Origin of the sequence: Rhodovulum sp. ES.010 (assembly GCF_900142935.1) — a bacterium.
Taxonomy (GTDB): Bacteria; Pseudomonadota; Alphaproteobacteria; order Rhodobacterales; family Rhodobacteraceae; genus Rhodovulum.
Genome location: NZ_FSRS01000001.1, coordinates 568,895 through 585,732, shown reverse-complemented (window position 1 = coordinate 585,732; position 16,838 = coordinate 568,895). Strand labels below are relative to the sequence as shown.

The 16,838-nt window shown below is 69.4% G+C and carries 18 protein-coding genes and 1 tRNA gene; 11 read left to right on the top strand and 8 right to left on the bottom strand.

Going from position 1 to position 16,838, the window contains the following annotated elements; translation table 11 throughout:
* The first annotated feature begins 60 nt into the window (after positions 1-60).
* From ihfA to BUR28_RS02920, 5 genes are all read left to right on the top strand, one after another.
* Complete coding sequence (gene ihfA / locus BUR28_RS02940; protein ID WP_074218755.1) at positions 61-372, top strand: integration host factor subunit alpha; 312 nt, start codon at positions 61-63, stop codon at positions 370-372.
* Between the two features lie 11 nt (positions 373-383).
* Complete coding sequence (locus tag BUR28_RS19810; protein ID WP_083626399.1) at positions 384-1,445, top strand: MerR family transcriptional regulator; 1,062 nt, start codon at positions 384-386, stop codon at positions 1,443-1,445.
* Positions 1,446-1,499: 54 nt separating this feature from the next.
* Positions 1,500-1,576, top strand: a tRNA-Pro gene (locus tag BUR28_RS02930).
* Between the two features lie 95 nt (positions 1,577-1,671).
* Entirely contained in the window at positions 1,672-2,757 is a 1,086-nt protein-coding gene (locus BUR28_RS02925) for a 2'-deoxycytidine 5'-triphosphate deaminase (protein WP_074218754.1), read from the top strand.
* A 184-nt stretch (positions 2,758-2,941) separates the two neighbouring features.
* The gene (locus BUR28_RS02920) at positions 2,942-3,742 is read left to right on the top strand and encodes a cytochrome c (RefSeq protein ID WP_074218753.1); all 801 of its coding nucleotides are present in this window, start codon (positions 2,942-2,944) and stop codon (positions 3,740-3,742) included.
* 3 nt (positions 3,743-3,745) lie between these two features.
* Here BUR28_RS02920 and BUR28_RS02915 read toward each other — a convergent pair whose 3' ends face one another.
* The 8 genes from BUR28_RS02915 to BUR28_RS02880 form a co-directional block, all read right to left on the bottom strand.
* Complete coding sequence (locus tag BUR28_RS02915; protein ID WP_074218752.1) at positions 3,746-3,982, bottom strand: hypothetical protein; 237 nt, start codon at positions 3,980-3,982, stop codon at positions 3,746-3,748.
* Between the two features lie 157 nt (positions 3,983-4,139).
* On the bottom strand, positions 4,140-4,781 hold the full coding sequence (gene scpB / locus BUR28_RS02910) for an SMC-Scp complex subunit ScpB (RefSeq protein WP_074218751.1): 642 nt from the start codon (positions 4,779-4,781) through the stop codon (positions 4,140-4,142).
* Positions 4,781-5,581: a segregation and condensation protein A gene (locus BUR28_RS02905; protein ID WP_074218750.1), complete on the bottom strand. Its 801-nt coding sequence runs from the start codon at positions 5,579-5,581 to the stop codon at positions 4,781-4,783. The genes scpB and BUR28_RS02905 overlap by 1 nt, the downstream gene beginning before the upstream one ends.
* Positions 5,574-6,590 (bottom strand): beta-N-acetylhexosaminidase, encoded by a 1,017-nt coding sequence (nagZ, locus tag BUR28_RS02900; protein WP_074218749.1) that lies wholly within the window; start codon positions 6,588-6,590, stop codon positions 5,574-5,576. The genes BUR28_RS02905 and nagZ overlap by 8 nt, the downstream gene beginning before the upstream one ends.
* Positions 6,587-7,510 (bottom strand): SPOR domain-containing protein, encoded by a 924-nt coding sequence (locus tag BUR28_RS02895; RefSeq protein WP_074218748.1) that lies wholly within the window; start codon positions 7,508-7,510, stop codon positions 6,587-6,589. Before BUR28_RS02895 ends, nagZ begins: the two co-directional genes overlap by 4 nt.
* An 81-nt stretch (positions 7,511-7,591) precedes the next feature.
* Positions 7,592-9,337, bottom strand: coding sequence for an arginine--tRNA ligase (gene argS / locus BUR28_RS02890; protein ID WP_074218747.1), 1,746 nt, complete (start codon positions 9,335-9,337; stop codon positions 7,592-7,594).
* Positions 9,338-9,386: 49 nt separating this feature from the next.
* Positions 9,387-11,210 carry a cation:proton antiporter gene (locus tag BUR28_RS02885; RefSeq protein ID WP_074218746.1) on the bottom strand — a complete coding sequence of 608 codons (1,824 nt, stop codon included), beginning with the start codon at positions 11,208-11,210 and terminating at the stop codon, positions 9,387-9,389.
* Positions 11,211-11,218: 8 nt separating this feature from the next.
* Complete coding sequence (locus BUR28_RS02880; protein WP_074218745.1) at positions 11,219-12,364, bottom strand: deoxyguanosinetriphosphate triphosphohydrolase; 1,146 nt, start codon at positions 12,362-12,364, stop codon at positions 11,219-11,221.
* A gap of 86 nt (positions 12,365-12,450) precedes the next feature.
* Here BUR28_RS02880 and BUR28_RS02875 point away from each other — a divergent pair, with 86 nt between their 5' ends.
* The 6 genes from BUR28_RS02875 (at position 12,451) to xth (ending at position 16,675) form a co-directional block, all read left to right on the top strand.
* The gene (locus BUR28_RS02875) at positions 12,451-12,774 is read left to right on the top strand and encodes a HesB/IscA family protein (protein WP_074221491.1); all 324 of its coding nucleotides are present in this window, start codon (positions 12,451-12,453) and stop codon (positions 12,772-12,774) included.
* A gap of 34 nt (positions 12,775-12,808) precedes the next feature.
* Positions 12,809-13,801, top strand: a complete 993-nt coding sequence (locus tag BUR28_RS02870; RefSeq protein ID WP_074218744.1) for an amidoligase family protein — start codon at positions 12,809-12,811, stop codon at positions 13,799-13,801.
* Positions 13,798-14,520, top strand: a complete 723-nt coding sequence (locus BUR28_RS02865; protein ID WP_074218743.1) for a gamma-glutamyl-gamma-aminobutyrate hydrolase family protein — start codon at positions 13,798-13,800, stop codon at positions 14,518-14,520. The genes BUR28_RS02870 and BUR28_RS02865 overlap by 4 nt, the downstream gene beginning before the upstream one ends.
* 181 nt (positions 14,521-14,701) lie before the next feature.
* On the top strand, positions 14,702-15,163 hold the full coding sequence (locus BUR28_RS02860) for a c-type cytochrome (RefSeq protein WP_074218742.1): 462 nt from the start codon (positions 14,702-14,704) through the stop codon (positions 15,161-15,163).
* A gap of 3 nt (positions 15,164-15,166) precedes the next feature.
* Positions 15,167-15,814 (top strand): cytochrome b/b6 domain-containing protein, encoded by a 648-nt coding sequence (locus BUR28_RS02855; protein ID WP_083626393.1) that lies wholly within the window; start codon positions 15,167-15,169, stop codon positions 15,812-15,814.
* A 78-nt stretch (positions 15,815-15,892) separates the two neighbouring features.
* Positions 15,893-16,675 carry an exodeoxyribonuclease III gene (gene xth / locus BUR28_RS02850; RefSeq protein ID WP_074218741.1) on the top strand — a complete coding sequence of 261 codons (783 nt, stop codon included), beginning with the start codon at positions 15,893-15,895 and terminating at the stop codon, positions 16,673-16,675.
* Positions 16,676-16,838 lie beyond the last annotated feature (163 nt).

The following is a 16,838-nucleotide window of genomic DNA, read 5'->3' as shown; positions in this document are numbered from 1 at the left end:
GAAAATCTTTTCTCCTTACGCTGCGGCGAGTGGGGATCGCATTGAAACAGAGGGGGCGCAATGGCGGGCAACACGCTGACACGCATGGATTTGACCGAGGCCGTGTTCCGCGAGGTCGGGCTTTCGCGCAACGAATCCGCCGAACTCGTCGAGAACGTGCTCGCACACATGTCCGACGCGCTGGTGCGCGGCGAGACGGTCAAGATCTCCTCTTTCGGCACCTTCTCGGTGCGCGACAAGGCCGCGCGGGTCGGCCGCAACCCGAAGACCGGCGAGGAGGTTCCGATCCTGCCGCGCCGGGTGCTGACCTTCCGCCCCTCGCACCTGATGAAGGACCGCGTCGCCGCCGGGAATGCCGGACGGACCGGCTAGGGCCGGACGCGATGGAAAAATCCCCCGAGGCCTTCCGCACGATCAGCGAGGTGGCGACGTGGCTGGACACCCCGGCGCATGTCCTGCGATTCTGGGAAAGCCGCTTCACGCAGATCAAACCGGTGAAGCGTGCCGGCGGTCGGCGCTATTACCGGCCCTCGGACATGATGCTCCTGGGCGGGATCAAGAAGCTCTTGCACGAAGACGGGCTGACGATCCGCGGCGTGCAGAAAATCCTGCGCGAAGAAGGAGTGAAGTTCGTCGCCGACCTGTCGCCGCCGATCGAGGATGGCGGTGCCGTGGTGATCGAGGGCCGGGCCGACCGGGGCGACGGTGCGCCTCCCGCCGCGCTTGCGGAAGAGGACACGCCCGAAGCGCCGATGCAGGAAGATGCCCAGGCCGAGGTGGAAGAGTCGAACGTCGTGACCTTTGGCGGCGGGGTCACGCCCGAGCCGGACGAAGCCATGCTGCCCGGCCTCGAGTTCATTCCCGCCCAACGGCGCGAGCGGCAGGCCGAAAGCCCGGAGCCCCCTCCCGCCCCGGAGTCGACCCCGGAGGCCGCGGAGGCGGACCAGCCCGCGCCGTCCGATGCCGAGGCCGAACCGGCGGCTGCGGGCGACGGCGACTCGCCCGACGACACCGAGCCGATGCCCACCTTCCGGCGCCACCCCGCGCCCAGCGCCGGCGAACCGCAAACCGAGGCCGACCGGGTCGATCCCGCGCCGACCGAAATGGCGCCCGCCCCCACACCGGCGGAAGCGGCCCCCGAGTCTCCCTCGGCGGACACGGCACCTGACGCCGCGTTCCTGCCGCCGGAGCCGGAGCCCGAACCGGAGCCTGAAACGCCCGCGGCCCGGGGGCCGTTGGGAACGGACATCGCCCGCGAGGATCCGGCCGATACCGACCCGGCCTTCGCCCCGACCGAGCCGCCCCTGCGGACATGGAGTCGCAGCCCCGCCTTGCGCCGCGCCCTTGTGGCCGACCACGGCACGGCGCACCGGGCGCTCGACCGGCTGCGCGCACTCGACGCGCGAATGAAGGCGCAAACGCCCGCGTCCGGCCGCGACGGCTGAGATGGGTTTTGACGCTTGCCCCCGGCGTCAGACATGGTATGAAGCGCTCCACGTCGGGCTATGGCGCAGTCTGGTAGCGCGTCCGTCTGGGGGACGGAAGGTCGCAGGTTCAAGTCCTGCTAGCCCGACCATTATCACATCCGCCCGCGTGCCCGCCCATGGCCGCGGGCGGTGATGTGTCCGGCCCCGGCCGCCGTCCCGGCCGGGCACGGCACGGGGAGAAGCGATGACCGGCACCGGCGTGTTGCCAGATCGGGAAATCCGAGCCCTCGTCGAGGCGGACGGCATCGGCCTCGATGCCCCCCTGGCCGACGGCCAGGTGCAGCCGGCCTCACTGGACCTTCGCCTGGGCGATACCGCCTATCGCGTCCGCGCTTCGTTCCTTGCCGGCGAAGGCCGCAGCGTCGCTGAGCGGCTCGGCGATTTCGAGATGCACCGGATCGACCTCACCGATGGCGCGGTGCTGGAAAAGGGCTGCGTCTACGTGGTGCCGCTGATGGAACGCCTCGCTCTGCCCGAGGACATCTCCGCCGTCGCCAACGCCAAGAGCTCGACCGGCCGGCTTGACCTGCTGACCCGCGCGATCACGGATGGCGGCGTCGAGTTCGACCGGATCCGGCCGGGCTATCGCGGCCCGCTTTATGCCGAGATCTGTCCCCGCTCCTTCTCGGTTCTCGTGAAACCGGGCCTGCGGCTCAACCAGATCCGGTTCCGCCGCGGCCAGGCCATCCTCGGCGACGGCGAACTCGCCGCCCTGCACGAGGAGATGCGCCTTGTCACCGGCGGGCCGGCGGTCATTTCCGAGGGGTTGGGCTTCTCCGTCGACATGCGACCCGGCGAGGGCGACCTCGTCGGCTACCGCGCCAAGCCGCATTCCGGGGTGATAGACCTTGCGGCCGTCGGCGCGCACGACCCCACCGAGTTCTGGGAAGAGGTGCGCACCACGCGGGGTCGAATCATCCTCGACCCGGGCGCGTTCTACATCCTCGTCAGCCGCGAGGCCGTGCATATCCCGCCCGACTGTGCCGCCGAGATGGCCCCCTATCTCGCCATGGTCGGCGAGTTCCGGGTGCACTACGCGGGTTTCTTCGACCCCGGCTTCGGCCATGACGCGGCCGGCGGCACCGGCTCGCGCGGGGTGCTCGAGGTGCGCTGCCACGAGGCGCCCTTCGTGCTGGAACACGGCCAGATCGTGGGCCGTCTGGTCTATGAGCGCATGGCCGCGCGGCCCGATGCGCTCTACGGAGCCGGGATCGCGTCGAACTACCAGGGCCAGGGCCTGAAACTCTCCAAGCATTTCCACAGCGCCTGACGGGCCCGGGCGCGCATGACCGCCCCAAACGCGATCGTCGGTCGCAGAGCCTCAACCAACAATTGCAACTTTGTTTCCAAGGCATTCCCTTTTTGGCAATTTTCTTGCGCGCACGTATTGGGGCGGCTTACGCTGACCCTCTACCGGGGCTGGGAATACCCGGGCAAAAGTGGGGGAGTATTGCATGTTCAACCTGAGTTTCGGGGCCGCTGCCGGCGCGCTTGCGCTCGCAATTGTCGCCACGCCGCTGGCCGCAAGCGACGACGACCATCACGACTACAACGAAGAGGATCAGGCCGGCGATTTTGCCTACGAGGCACCCGCCAAGCCGACCGAGGCCTGGATGCTTGCCGCCGGCGGGCGCATCTATGACAAGTGGTGGGCGGCGCTCGACCGGCCCGAACCCGTCTATTTCACCCATCCCGCCTACCCGGCGACGGCGACGAAATCGGGCGCCGATACCTGGCGCTGCGTCACCTGCCACGGCTGGGACTACAAGGGCGCGACCGGCATCTTTCGCGCCGGCGAGGATTACACCGGGATCAAGGGCATCGACGGCGCCATCGGGCGCGACGAAGGCGAGATCATCGCGCTGCTGCGCGCCCCGCTGCACGGCTACACGCAAGAAATGATCGGCGACGAGGAAATTGGCTGGCTCGCCGCCTTCGTCTCGCGCGGGCAGATCGACATGTCGAAATATGTCGACCTTTCGACGCGCGAGATCGTCGCCGGCGACATCGATAACGGCCGGGCGGTGTTCCAGACCAATTGCGCGGCCTGCCACGGTTTCGACGGGCGGCAACTGAACTGGGGCGGCCCCGGAGAGGATGCCTTCGTCGGGACCGAGGCCTCGGACCTGCCGGACGAGGTCATGAACAAGATCCTCAACGCCCATCCGGGGGTGTGGATGATCAATCTTCGCGCCTTCGGGCCGGGCGTGGCCGCCGACGTGCTGCGCTACGCGGCGACGCTGCCGCAGGAGTGAGGCTCAGGGCCTGGGCCTGAGGCCCGGGCCCACATGCCGCGCGACGCGGAGCGCGCCCTTGACGGTGCGGGCCGTTCGCCGCGCGCGCGCTTCCGCCGTCTGCGGGTCCGCTCCGCGCGCAGCCGCCTGCTGCGCGTGGTAACGGCTGGCCATGTCGACGCCGGCCTCGATGCCCTTGTAGGCCATCCGTGCGGCGGCGACCTTCAGCCCGAACACGACCAGATGCGGGGGTATGATCATCGCTCCCTCGTCTCCCTTGCGCGACCGCCCGCGCCCAACGGGCACCGGGGCGCTCCCATATCATAGGGCGGGTGCCCTCCGAACGGAAGTCGCGTTCCTGCGGCCTGGAGGGCGCACGGCAAGGCACCTGCGGCGGTGCGGCCGGCAACGCGACGCGTCAGCTCTCGTCCTCGAACATCTCGCCCTGCCCGCCCTCGGCCTCGTCGTCCTCGTCGCGTCCCGGCATGGGGCGGCTGTCGAGCAATCCCGCCGCGCGCAATTCCTTGAGTCCCGGCAGGTCGCGCGCGCTCTCCAGCCCGAAATGATCGAGGAATTCCTCGGTCACGACATAGGTGACAGGGCGGCCCGGCGTCACCCGGCGCCGGCCGAACCGGATCCACTCCAGCTCCAGCAACTGGTCGACCGTGCCCCGGCTGACCGAGACGCCGCGGATTTCCTCAATCTCGGCGCGGGTGACGGGCTGGTGATAGGCCACGATCGCCAGTGTCTCGATCGCCGCGCGCGACAGCTTGCGGGTCTCGACCGTTTCCTTCTGCATCAGGAAGCCCAGGTCGGGCGCGGTGCGGAACGCCCACGACTCGCCCACGCGCACCAGCCGCACACCGCGCCCTTCATAGCGGCGCTTCAGATGCGTCAGGGCCTCGGCCGCGTCGCAGCCATGGGGCATGCGGGCGTTCAACTCGGCCACGCGCAACGGCTCGGCCGAGGCGAACAGGATCGCCTCGACCATGCGCTCCTGTTCGGCCATGGGCGGAGCCTCGAAGAGGCTGTCCTCCCGCTCGGTGTCGCGCTCGGTCATCACGACCCCTTCCGACGGATATGGATCGGGGCGAAAGTGTCGGACTGGCGAATTTCCACATGGCCCTGCTTGGCAAGCTCCAGGCTCGCCGCGAAATGCGCGGCCGTCGCGGCGCGGCGGCGCACCGGATCGGCCTCCCATCCCTCGGGCAGCCAGGTGGCCAGGTCGATCCACTCGCCCGCATAGCCAAGAAGCCCGCGCATCCTCTCCAGCGCCTCTTCCATCGTGTAGACCGCGTCGCGGTCGAAGACATAGGGGCGGAATTCGTCCTTGGTGCGGATGCGGGCATAGGCCTGCATCAGGTCCAGAAGCGTCGCGGTATAGCGCACGGTGCGGATGCGCATGACATCCTCGGGGATGCCGCGGGCAAAGAAGTCGCGCCCCTTGCGGTCGCGGCCCATCAGCCGCGCGGCGGCACTGCGCATCGCCTCCAGCCGCTCCAGTTGAAAGGCCAGATGCGCGGCCAATTCCTCGCCCGACGGGCCCTCGTCCTCGGGATCGGGCGGCAGCAGTAGGCGCGACTTGAGAAAGGCCAGCCAGGCAGCCATCACCAGATAGTCGGCGGCCAGTTCGATCCGAAGCGCCTTGGCCTTTTCGACGAAGGCGAGATACTGCTCGGCGAGGTGCAGAACCGAGATCCGGCGCAGGTCCACTTTCTGGCCGCGGGCCAGCGTCAGGAGCATGTCGAGCGGGCCCTCGAACCCGTCCACGTCGACGATCAGCGCCTCGGCCGCGCGCCGCAGCGCAACCGGGTCGCGCCCCGGCTCCGGTCCGAAACTGTCGCCCCCGTGGTCAGACATCGCCCCTCTTTCCCAGCAACTGGTCGAGTTCGGCCACCAACGCACCGGTTTCGACGGGTTCCGGCGGGCAACGGCGGGCCAGTGCCCGGGCGGCGCGGGCAAGCGTTTCTTCCGACAGGGTGCCGCACGCCCCGGCCACCACCTCCATCTCGGCGAGTTTGCCATTGCAATGCAAGACCGCATCGCATCCTGCCCGCAGGCTCGCCCTGCAGCGCTCTTCCAGGGTCCCGGCGAGCGCCTCCATCGAAATATCGTCGCTCATCAGGAACCCGGCGAATCCGATCCCCCGGCGAATATGGGCGATCGCCTCGGGGGACACGGTTGCCGGCGCGTCGGGGTCGAGCGCATCGTAGACCACATGCGCCGTCATGCCGAGCGGCAGGTCGGCAAGCGGCTGGAACGCGGCGAAATCGGTGCTCTCCAGCGTCGAGAGCGGCGTCTTCACCCTGGGCAGCGCGAGATGGCTGTCGACTGTCGCGCGGCCATGGCCGGGGATATGCTTGAGCACCGGCAGCACGCCGCCGTCCAGCAACCCTTCGGCCACCGCGCGGGCGATGGCGGCGACCGGGCGGGGATCGGTCCCGTAACAGCGGTTCTTCAGTACCGCGTGGGTCTCCGCACGGGCGAGATCGGCCAGCGGCGCGCAATTCACGTCGATCCCCATGAGGGCGAGTTCCCGCGCGATGAGGCGAGAGCGCAGATACATCGAGCGCGCCGCGTGCTGGGGACCGACGGCGGCGATCTGGTCGGCCGCGGGCGCCCAGGGCCGCCAGTGGGGCGGCGTCAGGCGCTGCACCCGTCCGCCCTCTTGGTCGATCAGGATCGGCGCGTTTCGCCCGACCGCCGCGCGCAGCGCGCGCGTGAGTTCGGCCAACTGGGCGGGATCGCGCACGTTTCGGGCGAACAGGATGAAGCCCAGCGGATTGGCCTCGGCAAAGAAGCGGCGCTCCTCGCCGGTGAGAATCGGGCCGGCGCAGCCGAGGATGCAGGCGCCTGCCCTATGGCTCACCGCGCCACCACCGGAATGCAGTCGGCCCCCTCGGCCACCAGCGCGGCGCAGAACCGCCGGGCGTCGGCCATGTCGTCGAAGCCCGCAGCGCGCAGCCGGTAAAAGGTCTGGCCGCCGCTCTCCGCCTGCTGGATGACGCGGGCCTTCTGGTCGAAGAACTCTCCGAACCGCCCCCCGGCGGCGAGCGCCTCCCAGGCCTCGCGCGCCTCCTCGGAATCGCCGAAGGCCCCCAACTGGACAAGCGCGGTGCCCGCGATCACGTCTTCGGGCGCGAGTTGCGGTGTGCCTTGGCCCGTCAGCGCGGCGGTGGCGGAGGCGATCGCCGCGTGCACGGCAAGATCGAGGTCGTCGGGACGCGGGGCGGGCCGCAGCGAACGGCCGAGCGCCCCCTCGGGCAGTTCCATCAATGGCACGATCTCGTCTGCGGGCGGCTCGCCGCCCCGTTCCGCCAGAAGCTCCGGCGTCAGCGCGAACTCGTTCGACTGGGCGAGGCTGGCCACCACCGGGTCGGGCGCGGCAAGCGGCGCGGAGTCGTCCGGCGCGACGGTCAGTTCCGCCGGCGCCAGTTCTGCAACCGGACGATCCTCCTCGACCAGCGCCACCGGAGAGGGCGCCAGCCGAAGCGTGTCGGCCGGCGGGGCCGCCTCGCCTTCGGCCGCCACGCGGTTCACCGCCAGCCCCTGGTGCTCGGCCTGGCGTCCGCCGGGGTCGTCCGGGGCCACGCGGATCGGACCTTCTAGGGCGCGCACCACCGGCACGCCGGTCACGTCGCGAACCATGATCTGGTAGGCCCAGACGAGCAGCCCCGCCACCAGCGCCAGCGACAGCGCGCCACCGGCCCAGTTGAGCATCGTCTTGAGCGCGGGTCCCTCGTCACGGGAACCCGACGCTCCGAAAGCGTCGAAATCTATGTCTGCCATATCCGCCTCGTTCCCCGGAGCTGCTTCGCCTCCGGTTGTGTCTTGCCTGTCTCGTATCCCGGGCGGGTTGCGGCTTGTTTCTCAGCGCATTTCCTCGACCGGCGTAACACCAAGAATACCAAGACCGGCGGAAATCACAACGGAAACGGCCCTGGCGAGCGCGATTTTGGCCTGGCTTGTGGCCGGATCGTCCTCCTGAAGAAAGCGCAGGGCGGGTTCCTCGTTGCCCTTGTTCCAGAGCGCGTGGAACTCCGAGGCGAGCTCGTAGAGGTAGAAGGCGACCCGATGCGGCTCGTGCATCCGGGCGGCGATTTCGACCAGCCTGGGCCATTCCGCCAGCTTCTTGGCGACGGCGATCTCGGCCTCGTGGTCGAGCTTTTCCAACGCCGCCGCCCCCAGCGTCGCATCATCGGCCGCGATGCCCGCCTCCGCGGCCTTCCGCAGCACCGAATGCACGCGTGCATGGGCGTATTGCACGTAGAAGACCGGGTTGTCCTTCGACTGCTCCAGCACCTTGTCGAAGTCGAAATCGAGCGGCGCGTCGTTCTTGCGCGTCAGCATCACGAAGCGGGTGACGTCGGGGCCCACCTGGTCGACGACGTCGCGCAGCGTCACGAAAGTGCCCGCGCGTTTCGACATCTTGAACGGCTCGCCGTTCTTGTAGAGCTTGACCAGTTGCGTGAGCTTGACGTCAAGCGGCACCTCGCCCCCCGACAGCGCGGCCACGGCCGCCTTCATCCGCTTGACATAGCCGCCGTGGTCGGCGCCGAACACATCAATAAGGACGTCGAACCCCCTGGAAATCTTGTCATAATGATAGGCGATATCCGGGGCGAAATAGGTCCATGAGCCGTCCGACTTCATGATCGGCCGGTCAACGTCGTCACCATGGGTGGTGGACTTGAAGAGCGTCTGCTCGCGCGGCTCCCAGTCCTCGGGCACCTTGCCCTTCGGCGGCTCCAGCACGCCGAGGTAGATCAGGCCCTTCGCGCGCAGCGACTCGATCGCCGCCTCGATCCGGCCGGTGCCGTAGAGCGACTTTTCCGAGAAGAACACATCCATCGTCACGCCGAGCGCGGCGAGGTCGGCGCGGATCAGGTCCATCATCTTCTCGGTCGCGAAGCTGCGCACCTCGGCCAGCCAAACCGCCTCGGGCTGTCCGACATAGCCGTCGCCCACCGTCTGGGCGAGCGCCCGGCCGACATCGATCAGATACTCGCCGGGATAGGTGCCCTCCTCGAAGGCGACTTCGTGGCCCTGCGCCTCAAGGTAGCGCAGGTAGACCGACCGGGCGAGCACATCGACCTGCGCGCCACCGTCGTTGATGTAGTATTCGCGCGTCACGTCGTGACCCGAATAGGCCAGAAGGTTCGCCAGCGCGTCGCCGAAGACCGCGCCGCGGGTGTGGCCGACATGCAAGGGCCCGGTAGGGTTGGCCGAGACATATTCGACATTGACCTTCTGCCCCTGCCCCATCTCGGAACGTCCGAACGCCGCGCCCGCGCGCAGCACCCGGCCGACGACATCCTGCCACACGGCCGGCGCGAGGCGGAGGTTGATGAAGCCGGGCCCGGCCACCTCAGCCAGGGCGACGCGCGGATCGGCGGCGAGGCACTGCGCCAAGGTCTCGGCAATCTCGCGCGGCTTCCGCCCGGCCGGTTTCGCCAGCACCATCGCGGCATTGGTCGCCATGTCGCCATGGGCGGGGTCACGGGGCGGCTCCACCGCGACATTCGACAGATCGAGCCCGTCGGGCAGCGCGCCTTCGGCAACCATCGCGCCGAGGCTGTCGATCACGAGCGCATGGAGATCGGTGAACAGGTTCATGTCGGTCCCTTTCGGCTTGCCGCGCGGTTTACCACCGGGCGGCCCCGCGTCAAGCGGCCGGGGCCTGCGCGTCGTCCTCGGGTGGGACCAGCGCGATCAGGCGGTTGCCGGGGCCGAGGCGCAACTCCTCGTCGACCGAGACCAGCCGCGGGGTGCCCGCCGGGGCGATCCGCGCGAAGGCGATCGCCTCGGGGTTGCGGTCGCGCCAGTCCTGTTGCGTGAACTCCTCCGACAGGCGCGTGCTGCGAAACCGCCAGCCCTGGGTCATGAGGCGGTTGAGCTCCAGATAGCTCTGCCCGCCGCCCACGGCCTGCCCGCCCAGCGTGGCCGGCAGCGCGTGGCGGCGACTGTCCTGCTTCGCCCGCTTGAGCTGGTAGACATGCTCGCGCCCGAACTCCGGCGCAAGGTCGGTCGCCACGAGGGTGTTGTAGGCGTCGTTGTCGGTCGCGGCCACCACGGTGCCGTAACTGACCAGCTCCACCGAATGCTCGGCCGCTTCCGACAGGATGTCGCCGTAGAACGTGGGCAGCCCCGCCTCGCGCGCGCCGCGCAGCCGCGCGCGGTTCGGGTCGGCGATCAGCACCGGCACCTCCTGCTTGGCCAGCGCCTCGGCCAGCCCGGAGGCCCAGCGCGAGCCGCCCACCACGATCACGCCCGGAGTTTCGGCGCCCGTCAGACCCAGCCACCGGGCGAGCGGCCGCATGGTGAACCCGTGCAGCACCACCGTAGCCGCGACCACCGCGAATGCGAGCGGCCCGATCCGCGCGCCGTCCTCCAGCCCCAGTTCCACCAGGCGTTCGCCGAACAGCCCCGCGACCGCGACCAGCACCACGCCCCGCGGGCCGGTCAGCGCAACCAGCCAGCGCTCGCGCCAGGGCACCGGCGAATGGGCGAGCGAGGCCAGCACCGTGAGCGGGCGGACCACCAGGATCACCACAGCGACGAAGGCGAGCGCCCGCCAGTCGAGCAGCCGCAGCGCATCGACATCCATGTTGGCCGCCAACAGGATGAACACGCCCGAAACCAGCAGGATCGTCGCGTGTTCCTTGAAGCGGCGGATCTCGGCGTAGGAGGGCAGATCGGCATTGGCGATGAAAAGCCCCATGACGGTTACCGCGAGCAGCCCGCTTTCATGCAGCACCGCGTCGGACAGCGCGAAGGTGCCCAGCACGAGGGCGAAAAGCACGGGCACCTTCATGTATTCCGCGACCAGCGCCCGGCGGAACGCGGCCGACACGCCCCAGCCTGCGAGGGTGCCGAGCACCAGCGCCACCGCAATCCCGACCGCGACATCCGTCGCCGCCGCACCGGCGCCCACGCCCGAGTTCAGCACGATCACCACCTCGAAGGCGAGCACCGCGGCGAGCGCGCCGACGGGATCGTTGACGATCGCCTCCCATTGCAGGAGCTGCGCGGGCCGGCGCGACAGACGCGCCTGGCGCAGCAGCGGCGCGATCACCGTGGGACCGGTGACGATCAGGATGCCGCCGAAAACCGCGGATGTGGCCCAATCCAGCCCCGCGACATAGTGCAGGCCCAGGGCGGACAGAAGCCAGCCCACCGGCGCGCCGATCACCACCAGACGCCGCACCCCAGGCGCCGCATCCGCGAGCGAGCGGAAATTGAGCGTCAGCCCGCCTTCGAACAGGATGATCGCCACCGCGATGGCGATGATCGGGTTCATCAGATCGCCGATATCGCGCGCCGGGTCGAAAACGCCCAGCCCCGGCCCGACGGCAAGCCCCGCGGCCAGCATCAGCACGATGGCCGGCATCCGCAGGCGCCAGGCCAGCCACTGCGCGCCGACCCCCAGCGCGCCCACCAGCGCGAAGGCCATGACCGGGGCCATCGCCCCCTCGGCACCTGTCGCCATCTCGCCCCCTATCCCGCGTGGCCCGTCAGCCGCGCATGTTCCTGCATCGCGAACCGATCGGTCATTCCCGCGATGTAATCGGCCACGATGCGGGCCAGTTCCGTTTTGTCGACCGCCGCGGCCACGTCCTCGCGCCATTTTTCCGGCAAGAGCGCCGGTTCGTCGAGGTAGAGCGGGAACAGGTCCTCGACCACCCGGGTCACCTCGGCGCGCACCGCCATGACCGAGGGTGCGCGATACATCCTGCGGAACAGGAACTCGCGGATCTGCCGCAAATCGGCCCACAGCGTATCGGGGAAGCGCACCACCGGGAAGCCCAGCCTCCGCACGTCCTCGGCGGTTTCGGGCGCGGCTTCGGCGATCCGCCGGTACGACTCGTCGATCACGCCTTCGACCATCGCCCCGAAAAACCGCCGCGTCGCCTCGTGGCGGCGGCGCTTGCGGTCGAGCCCCGGATAGGCCGCATCGACCTCGGCGAAACAGTCGCGCAGGATCGGCAGCGCCGCCAGTTCCTCCTCGGTGAAGAGCCCCGCGCGCAACCCGTCATGCAGGTCGTGGTTGTTGTAGGCGATATCGTCGGCCAGGGCCGCCACCTGCGCCTCGGCGCTGGCATGGGTGTCCAGTTCCAGGTCGTGGCGCGCGTTGTAATCGGCCAGCGCATAGGGCAGCGGTCCGGTGACCGGGCCGTTATGCTTGGCGATGCCCTCCAGCGCCTCCCAGGTCAGGTTCAGCCCGTCGAATTCGGCATAATGACGTTCCAGCCGGGTGACGATGCGGATCGCCTGCGCGTTGTGGTCGAACCCGCCATAGGGCGCCATCAACGCGGCCAGCGCGTCCTCGCCGGTATGGCCGAACGGCGTATGGCCCAGGTCATGGGCCAATGCGACCGCCTCGGTGAGTTCGGGGTTCAGGCCGAGGACGCCCGCGATGGTGCGCGCGACCTGCGCCACCTCGATGGAATGGGTCAGCCGCGTGCGGAAGCTGTCGCCCTCGTGCACCACGAAGACCTGCGTCTTGTGCATGAGCCGTCGGAACGCCGAGGAATGGATGATCCGGTCGCGGTCGCGCTGGAACGCCGAGCGGAAGGCGCTTTCCTCCTCGCGGAAAAGCCGCCCGCGGCTCGCGCGCGGGTCGCAGGCATGGGGGGCCAGCATCCGGGCCTCTTCGCTTGTTCCCTCGTCTCGGCCCCATATATTGGAAGGGCAACGCTTTGGACACAGGGGAATCGCCTTCGATGGACCTGAACCTGCCCCCGAAAGTCACCGAGCGCGCCTTTGCCCGGCTCGCCGAGATCGGCGCCTCGAAACAGGGCAAGGCGCTGAGAATCGCCGTCGAGGGCGGCGGCTGCTCGGGCTTTCAATACGCTATCGAACTGGACGAACCGGCCACCGACGACCTCGTACTGGAAGGCGCGGGCGAGAAGGTGGTGGTCGATTCGGTCTCGCTTTCCTTTCTCGCGAACGCCACGATCGACTTCAGCGAGGAACTGATCGGCGCACGTTTCGTGATCGAGAACCCGAACGCGTCCAGCTCCTGCGGCTGCGGGACCTCGTTCTCGATGTGATCCCAACAGGGGGCCCGCCCCCGGAAAGGCGCAGATGGACAGCATTGCCGCCCTGGTGCCGCGCGACCGGTTCCTGCCGCTCTGCCCCGTCGAGACGGCCGCGGGGACGCCGCGCCGCGTCGGCGTCGAGATCGAGTTCGGCGGGATGACCGAGAGCGAGGCGGCCCGGATCGTCGCCGACGCGCTCGGCGGGCAGGTCCAGCCCCGCTCCGCGCACGAAATCGACGTCGAGGGCACCGAGTGGGGCAGCGTCGAGGTCTGCCTCGACACCGCCTACCGCGACAAGGCGGGCAATGCCATCGCCGACCTCGGGCTCGATCTCTCGCGCGTCGTCGTCCCGGTCGAGATCGTGACCCCGCCGCTGGCGCCCGAGCACCTGCCGGCGCTCGACCGGCTGCGCGGAGCGCTGCGAAAGGCCGGCGCACAGGGCAGCCGGGAGGGCATGTTCCTGGGCTTCGGCGTGCACCTGAACCCCGAGATCGCGGAGGACCGTGTGGGCGCGATCCTGCCGGTCACGCGGGCCTATGCGCTGGTCGAGGACTGGCTGAGGAAAGCCGATCCGATCGACCCGTCGCGCCGGCTGCTGCCCTTCGTCGATCCCTATCCCCGCGGCTTCGTGGACCGACTTTCCGAGGCGGGGCCGCGCTGGACCCTGGACGATTTCATCGACGCCTACCTGGCCGAAACGCCCACACGCAACCGCGGCCTCGACATGCTGCCGGTGTTCCGCCATCTGGACGAGGATCGCGTGACCGGCGCGCTGGGCGACGCGGCGAACGCGGTGAGCGGGCGGCCGGCCTTTCACTACCGCCTGCCCGATTGCCGGATCGACGAACCCGGCTGGCGGCTGGCCTACGAGTGGAACCGATGGGTGATGGTCGAACGGCTGGCCGCCGACCGCGCCGCGCTCGACCGGCTCGCCGGGGACTGGCTGGAATATCGGGGCGCATTCACGACCACGCGCGGCGACTGGTTCGCCCATCTCGAAAGCCGCCTTGCCGATCTGGAACTCTGGGAGACCGCATGAGCCGCGCGCGGATCGCCGTCACGACCTCCTCGCGGTCGGGCTGGCGCATTTTTCCGCTGGTCGCCTTCAACGTCTGGCTGGCCGGCGGGCGGGCGCTGCGCTGGGGCGCCGGGCGCCCGGCCGATCTGGACGCCGTCGACGGGCTCATCATCGGCGGCGGCGACGATATCTCGCCCGACCTCTACGACATGCAGATCGTCACCTCGGCCCGGCTCGATCCCGAGCGCGACGCCCTGGAACGCTGCCTCGTCGAGGGCGCGCTGGCGCGTGGAAAACCGGTGCTCGGCATCTGCCGGGGCGCGCAGATGATCAATGTCGCCCTCGGCGGCACCCTGCATCTCGACGCCTACGGCACCTACACCGCCTCGGACCGGGTCTGGACGATCCTGCCGAAGAAGGGCGTCGAGGTCTGCCCCGGCACCCGCTTGGCCGAGATCGCCGGGACCGACCCGATGCAGGTCAACGCGCTGCATTCGCAGGCGGTCGACAGGCTGGGCCGCGACCTCGCCGTCGCCGCGCGCGACCGGGGCGGCATGATCCAGGCGGTGGAGCGGCGCAGCGACCCCTTCGCGCTCGGCGTCCAGTGGCACCCCGAGCACCTGTTCTACGCCCGCCGCCAACGCGCGCTCTTCGCCGCGCTGGTGGCCGCCGCCCGCGCCCGCCGCGACCACACCCCGCAACTCGCCGCCGTGGACCGGATGGCCACGACCGGGACCTGACACTCCCTGCATTGCCGCACAGGGGCCGTGCAATGGGCGAATCCCCGCCGAAGCCATTGAAAACGCGTCATATCGCCCCATGGATCGGGCGTGCATGACGGGCGAAACAGAACTGTGACGTGACCGATGAGCGGTCGCGTGGTAGCTCAACCCTACCGGACACCCTTTTACGGAGATTTCCATGCGCAAGGTTCTTCTTCTGACTGCGGCGCTTGCCACCGCCCCCGCTTCCGCCGTTTTCGCGGCCGATCTCGAGGAAATCGTCGACGCCCGCCGCGGCTTCTACAGCCTGCTCGGCGCCAACATGGGCGCGCTGGTCTCGATGGTGAAAGGCGAGACCGAGTATGATGGCGCCGCCGCCCAGACCTATGCCGAGAACATGAGACTCCTGACCACCTACAACGTCGGCCATCTCTACGCGCCCGGCACCTCGAACGAGGACATGCCCGGCAAGACCCGCGCCCTGCCCGCGATCTGGGAAGACCAGGCCGGCGTGCAGGAAAAGGGCATGGCCTTCGTGCAGGCGGTGGAGAGCCTCAACGAGGTCGCCGGCCTCGACAAGGCGGAACTCGGCAAGGCCGTGCAGGAGCTCGGCGGCACCTGCAAGGGCTGCCATGACGACTACCGCGCCAAGGACTTCTGATCGATGAAGGACACGGGCACCCAAGGTGCCGGCCCGGGCGGCGAAACCGCCCGGGCCGATGACGAAAGCCGGGTTCCGGTCGAGACGGTGCGCGTCTGGGACCCCGTCGTGCGGCTCTTCCACTGGGCTCTGGCGCTCTGCGCCACGGCGGCTTGGGCGCTCGGCCACTGGGGACCGGCCGACATGACGCTGCATTTCTGGTTCGGCTATGCGGTGATGGGCCTTCTCGGCATCCGTCTGGTCTGGGGTTTCGTCGGGCCGCGCCATGCGCGCTTTTCGAACTTTCTCTACGGGCCCCGCCCCATCGCGGGCTACCTCGCCTCGATGTTCCACCGCAAGCCCAGCTACTGGCCGGGCCACAACCCGATCGGCGGCCTCTTCGTCTTCATCATCCTGGGCATTCTGGCGGCGCACGGGGTCGCGGGGCTGTTCGCCGATCCCGAGGACTACATCAATGTCGGCCCCCTGGCCCAGTATGTCAGTTCCGACACCGCGCGCTCGGCCCTAGCCTGGCACGCCTTCACCGGCTGGTTCGTGCTGGGCGTAGTGATCCTGCACGTCGCGGCCATCGCCTTCTACAACAAGTGGAAGGGCGAAAACCTCGTCCGGCCGATGATCACCGGCCGGAAGACCGTCCGCAAGGACCTCTGAGCCTCACGCCACGCCCATGGACATCCCGGCCGCAAGCGGGGATAGTCCGGCCGGGCAAAGCCAGGGGGCAGACGGCCGATGCGCATCGCGACGTTCAACATCAACGGGGTCAAGGCGAGGCTGGGTGCCGTCACCGAGTGGCTGGACACCGCAGCGCCGGACGTGGCGCTGCTTCAAGAGATCAAGTCTGCCGACGACGCCTTCCCGCGCGAGCCCTTCGAGGAACGCGGCTACAACGTCGCGACCCATGGCCAGAAGGGCTTCAACGGCGTTGCGATCCTGTCGAAACGCCCGCTGGAGGACATCACCCGCGGCCTGCCGGGCGACGACGGCGACGAGCAGGCCCGCTGGATCGAGGCGACGGTGATGGGCGAGCGTGAGGCGGTGCGGCTGTGTTGCCTTTACCTGCCCAACGGCAACCCTGCGCCAGGCCCGAAATACGACTACAAGCTCGCCTGGATGGCCCGGCTCGAAGCCCGCGCCGACGCGCTCCTGGCGGCCGAGACGCCCGCGATCATGGCCGGCGACTACAACGTGATCCCCCAGGACGAGGACGCCGCCCGGCCCGAGGCCTGGAAAAAGGATGCGCTGGCCCTGCCGCAAACCCGCGCCGCGTTCCGCCGCATCGTCAATCTCGGGTTCACCGAGGCGTTCCGCGCCCGGGTCCGGGCGCCCGGCCATTACTCGTTCTGGGACTACCAGGGCGGCGCGTGGAACCGCAACGACGGCATCCGCATCGATCACCTGCTGCTGACCCCACAGGCCGCCGACCTGATGACCGAAACCAGCATCGAGTCGGATTTGCGCGGCCGCACGAAGCCCTCCGACCACGTCCCCGTCTGGATCACACTCGACGCCTGAGCGCCCGGGCGTCTTCTTGGACCAAATACTCCCGCCGGAGGCGCGCGCCCGCGCCCAGCGGGCGCCCCCAACGTCGGCCAAGCGGCTTTGCCGCGCGGGCCGGGACCGGGAGCGCGTCCTTGCACCGATGGGCGCGGGTCGTGCGGGACCCTGCCCGTTCCAC